11 protein-coding genes are annotated in these 12,921 nt (G+C 64.1%); 6 read left to right on the top strand and 5 right to left on the bottom strand.

The genetic code is table 11. The features are described from left to right. Both hemE and AC1DHL_RS27340 read left to right on the top strand, forming a co-directional pair. Positions 1 to 1,104 carry a uroporphyrinogen decarboxylase gene (hemE, locus tag AC1DHL_RS27335; RefSeq protein ID WP_478105050.1) on the top strand — a complete coding sequence of 368 codons (1,104 nt, stop codon included), beginning with the start codon at positions 1 to 3 and terminating at the stop codon, positions 1,102 to 1,104. 371 nt (positions 1,105 to 1,475) lie between these two features. Beyond that, positions 1,476 to 3,590, top strand: a complete 2,115-nt coding sequence (locus AC1DHL_RS27340) for a primosomal protein N' (protein WP_478105052.1) — start codon at positions 1,476 to 1,478, stop codon at positions 3,588 to 3,590. 19 nt (positions 3,591 to 3,609) lie between these two features. Here the strand turns inward: AC1DHL_RS27340 and AC1DHL_RS27345 are convergent, their stop codons facing one another. Further along, a complete protein-coding gene (locus AC1DHL_RS27345) occupies positions 3,610 to 3,819 on the bottom strand; it encodes a hypothetical protein (protein WP_478105053.1) in 210 nt (69 codons plus the stop codon). 311 nt (positions 3,820 to 4,130) lie between these two features. Here AC1DHL_RS27345 and AC1DHL_RS27350 point away from each other — a divergent pair, with 311 nt between their 5' ends. After that, positions 4,131 to 4,715 (top strand): hypothetical protein, encoded by a 585-nt coding sequence (locus tag AC1DHL_RS27350; protein WP_478164043.1) that lies wholly within the window; start codon positions 4,131 to 4,133, stop codon positions 4,713 to 4,715. Positions 4,716 to 4,735: 20 nt separating this feature from the next. On the opposite strand, the gene AC1DHL_RS27355 is transcribed toward AC1DHL_RS27350, so the two are convergent. Next, positions 4,736 to 5,746: an AEC family transporter gene (locus AC1DHL_RS27355; RefSeq protein ID WP_478105057.1), complete on the bottom strand. Its 1,011-nt coding sequence runs from the start codon at positions 5,744 to 5,746 to the stop codon at positions 4,736 to 4,738. A 129-nt stretch (positions 5,747 to 5,875) separates the two neighbouring features. On the opposite strand from AC1DHL_RS27355, the gene AC1DHL_RS27360 reads away from it, so the two are divergent. The 3 genes from AC1DHL_RS27360 to AC1DHL_RS27370 are packed head-to-tail and all read left to right on the top strand — an operon-like array spanning position 5,876 to position 9,584. Continuing rightward, a complete protein-coding gene (locus AC1DHL_RS27360) occupies positions 5,876 to 7,975 on the top strand; it encodes an ATP-dependent helicase (RefSeq protein ID WP_478105059.1) in 2,100 nt (699 codons plus the stop codon). Beyond that, positions 7,972 to 8,445, top strand: a complete 474-nt coding sequence (locus AC1DHL_RS27365) for a hypothetical protein (protein ID WP_478105061.1) — start codon at positions 7,972 to 7,974, stop codon at positions 8,443 to 8,445. Before AC1DHL_RS27360 ends, AC1DHL_RS27365 begins: the two co-directional genes overlap by 4 nt. Further along, positions 8,442 to 9,584 (top strand): phospholipase A, encoded by a 1,143-nt coding sequence (locus AC1DHL_RS27370; RefSeq protein WP_478105062.1) that lies wholly within the window; start codon positions 8,442 to 8,444, stop codon positions 9,582 to 9,584. The genes AC1DHL_RS27365 and AC1DHL_RS27370 overlap by 4 nt, the downstream gene beginning before the upstream one ends. A gap of 16 nt (positions 9,585 to 9,600) precedes the next feature. On the opposite strand, the gene AC1DHL_RS27375 is transcribed toward AC1DHL_RS27370, so the two are convergent. The 3 genes from AC1DHL_RS27375 to AC1DHL_RS27385 form a co-directional block, all read right to left on the bottom strand. Further along, entirely contained in the window at positions 9,601 to 11,136 is a 1,536-nt protein-coding gene (locus tag AC1DHL_RS27375; protein WP_478105063.1) for a DHA2 family efflux MFS transporter permease subunit, read from the bottom strand. Continuing rightward, positions 11,133 to 11,603, bottom strand: coding sequence for a MarR family winged helix-turn-helix transcriptional regulator (locus AC1DHL_RS27380; RefSeq protein WP_478105065.1), 471 nt, complete (start codon positions 11,601 to 11,603; stop codon positions 11,133 to 11,135). The genes AC1DHL_RS27375 and AC1DHL_RS27380 overlap by 4 nt, the downstream gene beginning before the upstream one ends. A 68-nt stretch (positions 11,604 to 11,671) precedes the next feature. Next, positions 11,672 to 12,874: an ammonium transporter gene (locus AC1DHL_RS27385; protein WP_478105067.1), complete on the bottom strand. Its 1,203-nt coding sequence runs from the start codon at positions 12,872 to 12,874 to the stop codon at positions 11,672 to 11,674. Between the last annotated feature and the right edge of the window lie 47 nt (positions 12,875 to 12,921).

The raw sequence follows: 12,921 nt of genomic DNA on the forward strand, positions 1-12,921 counted from the left end.
ATGCCTTTCGCCCCCCTGAAGAACGACACCTTCCTGCGCGCCTGCTGGCGACAGGCCACCGACCACACGCCCGTCTGGCTCATGCGCCAGGCCGGGCGGTATCTGCCGGAGTACGTCGCCACCCGCGGCAAGGCGGGCAGCTTCATGGGGCTGGCGACCAATGTCGACTACGCGACGGAAGTCACCCTGCAGCCGCTCGAGCGCTATCCGCTCGACGCTGCCATTCTCTTCTCCGACATCCTCACGGTGCCCGATGCGATGGGGCTCGGTCTTTCGTTCGAGGCTGGCGAGGGGCCACGCTTCGCGCGTCCTGTGCGCGACGAGGCGTCAATTTCCGCGCTCGCCGTGCCGGATCTGGACAAGCTGCGCTACGTCTTCGATGCGGTCACCTCGATCCGCCGGGCGCTGGCCGGACGCGTGCCGCTGATCGGGTTCTCGGGCAGCCCGTGGACCTTGGCCTGCTACATGGTCGAAGGCGCGGGTTCGAGCGATTACCGGCAGATCAAGACGCTGCTATACAGCCGCCCAGACCTGATGCACAGGCTGCTGGCCGTGAACGCTGACGCTGTCGCCGCCTATCTCAATGCACAGATCGCTGCAGGTGCTCAAGCCGTCATGGTGTTCGACAGTTGGGGCGGCGTGCTGGCCGATGGCGCGTTCCAGGAATTCAGCCTGGCCTATACCGCGCGGGTCCTGGCCCAGCTTCAACGCGACGGCGCTGACGGCCGGCCGGTGCCGCGCATCGTGTTCACCAAGGGCGGCGGGCCTTGGCTGGAAGACATGCGTGACCTCGACTGCGAGGTTTTGGGCCTGGACTGGACGACAAATCTCGGCAAGGCACGCGCGCTGGTCGGCGAAGGGCCCGGCGGCAAGGCGTTGCAAGGGAACATCGATCCGAACGTGCTGTTCGCGCCGCCACGGCAGATCGAATCTGAGGTGGCAAAGGTGCTGCAGAGCTTCGGCCGGCCACACGCCGACGCTCAAGGCACCGGTCCGACCCACATCTTCAATCTGGGTCATGGCATCAGTCAGTTCACCCCCCCGGACCACGTCGCCGCGCTCGTCGATGCGGTCCACGCGCAGTCCCGCGCGCTTCGCACTTGAGCAGATTGTTATCAGTTGTAAACAGTGAGAGGGACGATCCGCCGTTTGTCAAGGGGCAAAAAGCGTGAGGAGGGACTGACTTATGCACAAAACATCTGTTGCGGTGCGCAAAAAAATTTAAGGTCCGATCGCCGGTGCTCCTAAAGCGATAGCGAAGCTAAGTCGTTGATTCATATGGATTTTGAACTTTGCTTTTTTTACGAGCATTCCAGCCGAAGCCTTGATTTTCAAGGGCTGCCGGCGTGTCAAGGCCCGATATCAACAAAGTTATCCACAGAAAATCTGGACTGACCGCAAAGCGCATCAAAATCAACAACTTAGGTCGTTTTGCTCAAAGTCGCTTTAACAAACACCCGTAGCGGAGACCGCCCTTGAAATGGCGCGTCGACGTTGCTGTGCAGACTCCGGCGCACAGCGCACTAGGGGATGTCCTTAGTTACGCAAGTGGCGCGCCGGTGACGCCGGGTGCCTTGGTGCGCGTGCCGCTGGGCCGCCGCGAGGTGCTCGGGGTCGCTTGGGCGACGCATACCAAAGAAAACGGGGACGGCGCGCCAACCATTGAACTGAAGCCCGTGAGCGCGGTACTCGATGCGCTCCCGCCCCTGGGCGACGCCTGGCGCGATCTGGTGGCGTTCGCGGCGCGCTATTACCAGCGCTCTCTGGGCGAAATCGCGCTCGCCGCATTGCCGCCGCAGCTTCGAGACCTGACGGCCATGCAGTTGGCTCGGCGCCTGAAGCGAAAGAGCGGATCGACATCGACGGTCGCCAGGGCCCAAGCCCCAACGCCGGTGACCCTCAGCGACGAGCAGATCGAGTCCCTCGCAAGATTCGACGCTGAAACCGGCCCCTTCTTGCTCTTCGGCAGTACCGGCAGCGGCAAGACCGAGGTCTATTTGCGCGCCGTCGCGGCGCTGCTGGAACGCGAACCGGAGGCCCAGGCGCTGGTCATGGTGCCCGAGATCAACCTCACACCGCAGCTCGAAGCACGCTTCAAGGAGCGCTTCGCAAGCCGCTTCGGCGTCGACGCGGTCGTCTCGTTGCACAGCGGAATGACGAATCCACAACGTCTTGCGAGCTGGCTCGCAGCGCACAGCGGCGCAGCTCGAATCGTGCTCGGGACGCGCATGGCGGTCTTCGCCTCGATGCCCGCGCTGCGACTCATCGTGGTCGACGAAGAGCACGACCCCAGCTACAAGCAGCAGGAAGGCGCGCGCTATTCCGCACGCGACCTGGCTGTATGGCGCGGCCGCCGCGAGAACATCAAGGTGATACTCGGCTCGGCCACTCCTTCGCTGGAGAGCTGGCACCAGAGCCGGCCGCCTTTGGGCGAAGACACGGGCGGACGCTACGCGCGTCTGGCCATGCCCTCGCGCATCGGCTCCAGCTTGCTGCCTACAGTGCGGCTCGTCGACATGAACCTTCAGCCGCCGAAGACGGTCCTGTCCGGGGCATTGCTCGATGCCATCGGCCAGCGCATCGCGCGCGGCGAGCAGAGCATGGTGTTCCTCAACCGCAGAGGCTATGCCCCGGTGCTGGCATGCGGCGACTGCGGCTGGAAGAGCGAGTGCCCCCACTGCAGCGCCTACCGCGTGTTCCACAAGATCGATCGCACGCTGCGCTGCCATCACTGCGGCTTCACCGAGCGCGTGCCGCGTGCGTGCCCGGCCTGCGGCAACCCCGACATCGCGCCGGTGGGCCGTGGCACGGAACGGCTCGAAGAACACTTGGGCGAACTTTTCGCGCCGATCCGGCGGCCGGACGGAAGTGCGGTGCGCATCGCCCGGATCGATGCCGATAGCACGCGCAAGCAGGGTGCCCTCGAATCACAGTTGGCTGCAGTGCATGCGGGTGAAGTCGATGTACTGGTGGGCACACAGATGATCGCCAAGGGACACGACTTCAGGCGCATCACGCTGGTGTCCGCAATCAACCCCGACGGAGCGCTGTTTTCGAGCGACTTCCGCGCGCCCGAGCGGCTGTTCAGCCTGCTCATGCAATCGGCCGGACGCGCGGGTCGCGATGCGGCCTACCTGTCGTCGCAAGGTGCGACCGCGGAAATGTGGATCCAGACCCATCACCCGCAACATCCGCTCTTCGCCGCATTGCGCCGCCATGACTATTCCGCCTTTGCCCAACGCGAACTCGAGGACCGGGCCGCCGCCGGCATGCCGCCGTTCGCCTTTCAGGCGCTCCTGCGGGCTGACGCCCGAACCCAAGAGATCGCCCAGGCATTTCTAGGTGCAGCGAGCTTGGCGGCAGAGGACCTGCCCGGGGCAGATCGGGTCACGCGCTACCCCGCCGTTCCGCTGGCGATCCAGCGCGTGGCCAATGTGGAGAGGGCGCAGATGTTGATCGAGAGCCAGTCACGCACAGCCTTGCAGCGATTGCTCGCAGGCTGGCAACCCCTCTTGCATGAATTGCGGCGCACCCCCGAAGGCAAGGGGGTCATCCGATGGCTGGTCGACGTCGACCCGCACAGCATCTGATTGCCAGCAACATCCGAGCTCAAAGCAGCCCGACCGGCTCCTTGCCCATTTCAACGTACTGCAGGCTGGAGCGTCGCCTTCGATGCGCGGCACCCGGCCACAGCAGCAACACCACGCTCAACAGGTAGGTAGCGAGCGCCGCACCTGTGCCCAGCGCGCCCGTATGCCACAGCCAAGTGACAACGGCGAGCAAGACCAGACAAAGTACCCCTCTCATCAAGGTCGTCATCTCAACTCTCCCGATCAAGAATCCACTTTACAGTGACTTTGAGAACCTAAGCATTATTCATAAGCAATATTTGGCACTATCACCTTCTTGCAGAACATGCTGCGTAAGAAATACCCCCAAACAGGGCTTGACGATGCGCAGAGGCGATGTCAAATCTAGGGAAATGGCGGGACTCATTTCGAGTCTTGCAAAGGGGTGGAATCGTGAAATCGCCGTTCGGAGTACTGTGGGTTCTGTCGCTCGCATGTCTGGCCTGGGGGGCGCGAGCGGCTGACTTGGAACTGGAAGGCGACCGACTGCTGGTCAGCGGCATGCTCGACGGCAGCGCCATCAAGGCGTTCGAAGAACACCTTGTCAGTGGCCGGGTGCGGACCGTGGTGTTCGAAAACTCCCTGGGCGGCACGCCGGAAATCGCCAGCGATTATGCGCGCGCAATCCGGACCACCGGTGTCAATACAGAAGTCAAGGGTCAGTGCCAAGCCGCCTGCGCCTATGCATTCCTGGCGGGCAAGGAGCACCGTTTCGGGCGCGGCTTCCAGGTCAACGGCTTGCTCATTCCGATTTCAGGACGTCCGCGTCCCGCCGATCTGACAAGCCGCTGGAATGGGGAGGACAGCTTCCGGACGTTGTCCGAGTTCATGGGCGAGCACACCGCACCCGGACAGGATCCCACCGCCGCTGCCACAGCGACGTCCGCTCCCGCCACGGCGTCCCCCGCCGCCGCGCCGAGGGAACGCTGGCAACCGAATCAGGGCGTGCTTTTCGTATCCACGCCGACGCTGTTCGGCCGCGTCTACAACAGCTTCTATTGCGACGGCACGCAGGGGCGCGACATGTCGCGTTGCGAATTGCTCTCCGATGCCGATCCCTACAAGCTGGGCGTCCTGACGCCTTAGTGCGAATCCTCCAATCCTCCCTATCGCAACCAGCCCACCGCCAGCGGGAAGGTGAAAAAGGCCGCTGCCGTCGTCCAGAAAATGATCCGGGCAATGCGGTTGTTGTCGGCGCCGAATCGCTCGGCCAGCATCGACACGTTGCTTGCGCTAGGCAGCGACGCCACGAGGACGATCGTGACCAGGGCCGGTCGCGCCAGCGGCAGTCCGAGCGCCATCGCGCTGCGAGCGACGCCGTAGACCAGCAGCGGGTGTGCGACCAGCTTGATCGCGATCACCGGCAACACGTCGCGCAGCGGTGCCGGGTGCGGCGGTATCGACGCACTCCCCATGGCTTCGGCAACGGCCGCACTGGCCTGATGTTCGCGCGCCAGCAGCGCCGAGCGTGCGAGCACCGCACCGATGGTGAACAGCGCGACTGGCGATGCGGCCTCCGCCAGCATCGCGATGGTCCGATCGAGCGGACCCGGCAGATTCAAGTGCGTCGCGGAGGCCAGAACGCCGAGCAGGATCGCCCATGGCATCGGGTTCTGCAGAATGGCGCGCAGCGACTGCCGGATGGCCTTGGTGGCGCCGTGTTCGTCCGCGCCGTCGAGACGCGACAGGGCGATGCACAGCGACGACGTCACGATCATGTCGAATGCGATGCTGATGATCGTCGGCGTCGCCGCCTGTGCGCCCAGAATCGCCACCAGCAGCGGTACTCCCATGAAGCCGGTGTTCGGAAACGCGGCGACCAGTGCACCAAAGGCCGCATCGTTCCAGCCGATGCGCTCATTGCGGCTCACGGCTACCGTGGCGCCCACCACGATCAGGGCACTCACGCCCCACACCAGTGCGACGCCAACATCGAGCAACTGGTCGATGGGCGCGCCGGCGCCGAAGCGAAACAACAAGCACGGCAGCGCGAAATACAGGACAAAGACATTCAGACCCGGAATGGCCACCAGGGGCAGTGCACCGCCGCGGGCGGCCGCATAGCCGGCTGCAATCAATGCAAAGAAGGGAACGGTGACGAGGAAGATCTGAAGCACGGGGCGATTGTCCCTGCGCGGGCCTAACGCAAAAAGCAACGCCGGTCTAGCACATCTGCTGGGCCCGATGGCGGCCGGGCGCCCCGTATCATTGCCCGCTTTGCGCTTCCCGTTCTCCCGTCCCCCTCCATGTCTTCCGGTCTCAATCTCGCGCAGCAAGAAGCGGTCAACTACATGCATGGCCCCTGTCTCGTCCTCGCAGGTGCGGGTTCCGGCAAGACACGCGTCATCACCCACAAGATCGCACGGTTGATCCAGGCGGGGCTGGAACCCAAGCGCATCGCCGCCATTACCTTTACCAACAAGGCTGCGGCCGAAATGCGCGAACGCGCCAAGGGCCTCATCGGGCGCGATGCGAAACAAGTGGTGGTCTGCACCTTCCACGCGCTCGGCGTGCGCATGATGCGTGAAGACGGCGCCGTGCTGGGCTTGAAGCCTGCCTTCAGCATCCTCGACAGCGACGACGTGACGAAGATCCTCAAGGATGCGGGCGGCACCACGGATGCCGCCACCGCGCGCATCTGGCAGTGGACCATCAGCAAGTGGAAGAACATGGGCCTCAACGCCGCGCAGGCCGAAGCGCAGGCCGCCGACGACAACGAGCGCATCACCGCTCGCATCATGGGTCGCTACGAAGAGCGGCTCGTCGCCTACCAGAGCGTGGACTTCGACGACCTGATCGGCATGCCGCTCAAGTTGCTGCAGCAGTTCGATGAAGTGCGCGCCAAGTGGCAGGCGGCGCTCGGCCACATCCTGGTCGACGAATACCAGGACACCAACGCCACGCAGTACGAGGTCCTGAAGGCATTGGCCGGCGAACGCGGGCGCTTCACTGCCGTGGGCGATGACGACCAGTCGATCTACGGCTGGCGCGGCGCCACGCTCGACAACCTGAAGAAGCTGCCGGTCGACTACCCCACGCTCAAGGTCATCAAGCTCGAGCAGAACTACCGCAGCACGAGCGCGATCCTGCGCGCAGCCAACAACGTCATCGGTCCGAATCCCAAGCTCTTTCCGAAGACGCTGTTCAGCGAACTCGGCGAAGGCGAACCTGTTCGCGTCGTCGATGCCGACAACGAGGCGCACGAAGCCGAGCGCGCGGTCGCCCGCATCCAGAGCCTGCGTGCCGGCGACGCAGCCACGCAGGGCCAGCAGCACAGGGAGTTTCGCGACTTCGCGATCCTCTATCGCGCCAACCACCAGGCCAGGGTCATCGAGCAGGCGCTGCGCAAGGCCCAGATTCCGTACAAGGTCTCTGGCGGGCAGAGCTTCTTCGATCGCGCCGAAATCAAGGACCTGTGCGGCTGGTTCCGCCTGTGGGTCAACAACGACGACGATCCGGCCTTCCTGCGCGCGGTGACAACGCCGAAGCGCGGCATCGGACACACTACGCTCGCGAGTCTCGGCACCTTCGCCAGCCAATACAAGTTGAGCCTGTTCGAGGCGCTGTTCAGCCCTTCGCTGCCGAGCGTGATGCCCAAGCGCGCGCTGGAAGGCCTGCACGAGTTCGGCCGCTACATCAACGACCTGGAATACAAGGCGCGCCACACGATGGGCGCCGAGGACTCGCGCGCATTCCTTGGCGAATGGCTCAAGGAAATCGACTACGAGAAGCATCTCTACGACGGCGAGGACAGCGAACAGGCCGCGGCCAGCCGTTGGACCAACGTGCTGGAGTTCTGCGACTGGATGTCGCAGCGCTGCGGCGGGCAGATCGACGATGCCTCCGGAGCGACCGTCGAGAGCGAGCGCAAGAGCCTGCTCGAAGTGGCGCAGACCATCTCGCTGCTGTCCACGATCAGCGAACGCGAACAGGACCAGAACGTCGTCACGCTCTCCACGCTGCACGCGTCCAAGGGGTTGGAGTGGCCGCATGTAATGCTGATCGGCGTGACCGAAGGTTTGCTGCCCTTCAAACTCGACGACGATGGCGGCCGCCAGGAGAAGGTCAGCGAGAGCACGCTGGAACGCCTGCAGGAAGAGCGCCGCCTCATGTACGTGGGCATCACGCGCGCGCAACGCAGTCTTGCTGTGAGCTGGACCAAGCGACGCAAGCAGGGCCGCGAGATGGTCGCGGCGCAGCCGAGCCGTTTCATCGCGGAGATGGCACTCGACAAGAAGACCGCCAAGGAAGACCCGCGCGAAAAGCTCAAGGCATTGCGCGCGGAGTTCGCTCGAAAAGTCCAGGACAACGCAGCCGCAGCCGCGGCTGCCGCATCGGCACCATGAAGCGCACGATGTGGGTCTGGCTGGCAGTCCTCTGCCTCGCTTCAGGCGACGCCGCTGCCCAGAACTCGCCAGCACCTGCGCTCGCACAAGCTGCGAATTGCCCTGCGAACGGATCGGAGATGCCGCTCGAAGTGCTCTTCGGCGAATGGGAGGCACGCTTCGATGGCGTCCCTGGCGTTGCGAAGGTGCAGCTCACCAAGCACCCCGACTATGCGGGTGTGCGAGGCACTATCACGCGCAATGATGTCTCCCCCGGCATGGTCGCCCAACTCGCAGGCGACATCGACGACGAAGGCATGCTGAGCCTCGACGAATCGCTGGACGGCCGGGCCATCAGCGGTGTCTGGCTCGGCGAACTGGCGCCCGGATCTTGCGGCAAGCAATGGAGGGGCGTCTGGCGCAACGCCGCAGACGACAGCAATCGTCCCTTCACGCTGAACAAGGTTGGCAACTCGGGAACAGAACGATGAATCAACGCATCCTCTTAATCGCCGCGCTCTTCAACGGAATCGGCGCCACGGGCGCGATGGCGCAAGCCGTGGACAAGCCGCCGAGCCCGTTGGCCCAAGCGGAGTTGACCTGGCAGGAGTGCCAACGGCTCTCAGGGCCCGGCAACAGTGAGGCGCGGCTCGCCTGTTTCGATCGCTGGGCTCAGCAGCAAACCCTGCCGGCCGCCGCGGTGCCCCCGGCGCCGCCAGTGCTCGCAGAAACCCTGCCGCCGGTGGACGCCACGGTGCCGGCCACGCGAGTGATCACGCTGACCACCGAGGACGGCTGCCGCGACCGCCAGTACTCGCCGCTGTCGCGATTCTGGGAACTCGAAGCCGGCAGCAACTGCGGCACCCTCGGCTTCCGCGGTTATCGACCGCTCAGTGTGGGCATCGGTGTTGCGGCCCGGGACCCGGAAATCCCGACCTCGCCCGCACCCGACCATACAGGCGCCGATCGACCCTACCAGGCGCAGGACATGCGCATCGGCTTGTCGCTGCGCACCAAGCTCGCACAAGGGTTGCTCACCGGAGATGATCCGGTCAAGAAGGACGGCCTCTGGTTCGCCTACTCGCAGGCATCGACCTGGCAGGTGTTCAACGAAGAGCTCTCACGCCCGTTCCGCACCACGGATCATGAACCGGAGTTCATGTACACCTATCCGTCCGACTACAAACTACCCGGCGGCTGGCGTCTGCGCTACACCGGCCTGGGCTTGGTGCACCAGTCGAACGGCCAGGACTTGCCCTACTCGCGAAGCTGGAACCGTGTCTACCTGATGGCCGGTGCAGAACTTGGCGATCAGTTCGTCATTACCGGACGCGTCTGGCACCGCATCAAGGAAGACGCAGCCAATGACGACAACCCCGATATCACGAAATACCTGGGCAATGCCGACCTCAGGGTTGGCTGGCAGGTCGACCGAAGCAACCAGCTCGGGGTTTCGGTTCATGGCGGCAAGGGCGCCATCAAGCTCGAATGGCTGAAGGCGATCGGTGACCCTGTCCGGAGCAACCTGCGCTTCCAGACGCAGCTCTTCTACGGCTACGGCGACACGCTGGTCGACTACAACCGGAAGCGCACGGTGTTCAGCGTTGGACTGGCGCTGGTGGACTTCTGAGGCACCTGGTGCAGCACTAATGCGGCACTTCGACTGCCGCACCCGCAGTAGCCGCGTGACGCGGACTGCGGATGAGCAGCAGCAACGGGATCGCCGCCAGGGTGATGACCATCATGATCCCGAAATCGTCGAGGTAGCCGATCAGCACCCCCTGCCGTGTGACCTCGCTGTTCAGCATTGCCAGTCCGGCCGACGTGGCAGGGTTCAGCATCTGAGGCAGGTTGGCAAGAGCCTGATTGCCGGGGCCGACCGTCGCCGCCAGCGTGGCGTGGGCCTTGCTCGAACCCTCGGTCAGTAGCGCCTGCACGATCGAGATGCCGACGCTGCTGCCGATGTTGCGCAGCAGGCTGAAGATCGGCGTGCCCTGGTTGCGCAAGCGCGATGCGAGCGTCGCAAAGGTCGCCGTCGATAACGGCACGAAGGTGAATCCGATACCCAGGCCTTGGATGAATCCTGAAGTGACGATCAGCGTGCTGTCCATCTGCAGCGTCAGGCGGGTCATCTGCCAAAGCGAGAACGCGGTCAGACTGAAGCCGACGGCCATGATCGCGCGCACATCCATCCGCTGCACCAGCCGGCCTACCACGATCATTGCAATCATGGTCCCGATGCCGCGCGGCGCAGTGACCTGGCCGGTGTAGATCACAGGGTAGTCCATCAGGCCCTGCAGGAAGCTCGGCAGCAGTGCCATGGTGCCGAACAGGATCATTCCCACGATGAAGGCGAACAGCAGGCCGGTGACGAAATTGCGGTCCTTGAGCAGATCGCGATTGAAGAACGAGACACCTTGCACGGTCCACGTGTGGATCACGAAGAACGCGAAAGCGACCAGTGCGGTCACGGCTTCGAGCCGGATTTCCCAGGAGTCGAACCAGTCCATCTGCTCGCCGCGGTCGAGGAAGAGTTGCAGCATGCCGATCGCGATACTGAGCGTGACGAAGCCGAACACGTCGAGGCGCTCGCCCTGTGGACGGCTTTCCGGCAGATAGCGCACGATGCCCCAGAGCGCGAAGATGCCGACAGGCAGGTTGATGAAGAAGACCCATCGCCAATCGATGTTCTCGGTCAGCCAACCGCCCAGCAACGGGCCGAGGATGGGACCGACCATGATGCCCGCGCCCCAGATCGCCATGGCCTGGCCGACCTTCTCTCGCGGGTTGATGTCGAGCAGCACGGCCTGCGACAGGGGCACGAGCGCCGCGCCGAAGACGCCTTGCAGCAGTCGGGCTGCAACGATCTCGACGAGCGAATTCGCAAGCCCGCACATGGCAGACGCGATCGTGAAGCCAACGACCGAGACGATGAAGACCTTGCGCCGCCCCCAGTGCCCGCACAACCAACCCGTGAGCGGCAACGCGATGGCCGAGGCAACGATATAGGAGGTGAGCACCCAGGTGATCTGATCCTGAGACGCCTGCAGGCTGCCTTGCATGTGCGGCAGCGCGACGTTCGCAATGGTCGTGTCGAGCGCCTGCATGATGGTCGCGAGCATGATCGAGACCGTGATCAATCCGCGGTGCGCAATCGCGCCTTGCATGGAAGGTGTGGTCATTTGCCGGCTGCCGTGGCGTCGGCGTCCAGGGCGATCAGCCCTTCACGCGCCTTGCCGAGTAGGGTGAGGAGTTGAGCGCGTTCCGCCGGAGTCATATGCGCGAGCGCCCGGGCATGCAATGCGTCGCTGATGGTCAGCGCAGCATCGAGCGCCTCCTCGGCGCTGGGCGCCAGATGGACTTCATTGATGCGCCGATCACTGGCGCTCGGCTGGCGATAGACCCATCCCGCGGCTTCGAGCCTGTCGCACAGGCCGCCCACCGCCATCGCGCTCAGGTCGAGGCGCTGCGCCAGTTCGGCCTGCGAAAGCGGACGCTCATCGCCGTGCATGGCCAGGACCCCGAGAACACGGCACTGCGCACGTGACAGGCCGATTCGCTCGCGCGACAGGCGGTCGAACTGCTCGCCATATCGCTTGGCGACGTCGTTGACCAGGAAGCCGAAGCGCTGGGAAAAGTCTCTTTTCATAAGCGCCGTGATTATAAATATGCTTATGAATTCCGTCCTGGCGACAGGGGGACGGCTCCCGAACGGGACTACCAGGTCGGTTCGCGTTCCGGTGTCGCCGTGATGTGATGAATCGACAGATCGGCGCCGTCGTATTCCTCTTCCTGCGACAGCCGCAAGCCGAGCGTCGCCTTGAGCGTGCCGTACACGGCGGCGCCAGCCAGCGCAGCCCAGACCACACCGATCGCGACGCCGATCGCCTGGGCGGTCAAGCTCACGCCGCCGATGCCGCCCAGCGCCTTGCTGCCGAAGATGCCCGCCGCAAGACCACCCCAGGTGCCGCACAGGCCGTGAAGGGGCCAGACGCCAAGGACGTCGTCGATCCGCCATTTGTTCTGAGTGAGCGTGAACATCACCACGAAGATCGCCCCCGCTGCGCCGCCGACGACCAGCGCCCCAAGCGGGTGCATGACGTCGGAGCCGGCGCACACGGCCACCAAGCCAGCCAATGGACCGTTGTAGACAAACCCTGGATCGTTCTTGCCCAGCGCCAGCGCCACCAGCGTGCCGCCCACCATGGCCATCAACGAGTTCACCGCGACCAGGCCGGAGATCTTGTCGAGCGTCTGCGCGCTCATCACGTTGAAACCGAACCAGCCAATGCACAGCACCCACGCGCCCAGCGCGAGAAAGGGGATGTTCGATGGCGGATGCGCGCTGAGAGAGCCGTCGCCTCGATAGCGATTGCGACGCGCCCCCAGCAGGAGCACCGCGGGCAGCGCCAGCCATCCGCCGACCGCGTGGACAACCACCGACCCCGCAAAATCGTGGAACTCACTACCGGTCAGCGACGCGATCCAGCCCTGGATGCCGAAGGCCTTGTTCCAGGCGATACCTTCGTAAAGGGGATAAACAAAGCCCACGATGACCGCCGTTGCGATCAGTTGCGGCCAGAACTTGGCGCGCTCCGCGATCCCACCGGAAATGATGGCAGGAATGGCGGCAGCGAACGTCAGCAGGAAGAAGAACCGCACCAGTTCGAAGCCGCTCTTGGCAGCCAGCGCTTCGGCCCCGACGAAGAAGTGCGTGCCGTAAGCCACGCCGTAGCCCACGAGGAAATACACGACTGTCGACACCGAGAAGTCCACGAGGATCTTCACCAGCGCATTGACCTGATTCTTCTTGCGGACCGTGCCGAGTTCGAGAAAGGCGAAACCGGCATGCATGGCGAGAACCATGACGGCGCCCAGGAGAAGGAACAGCGCATTCGCGCCCTGTGTTAGTGCGTCCATGAAAACTTGCGGGAGATTTGGCTTTGAAGTGGTGCAATTCGCCGCTT

The sequence above is a fragment of the Variovorax sp. 10L426 genome (genome assembly GCF_056395305.1).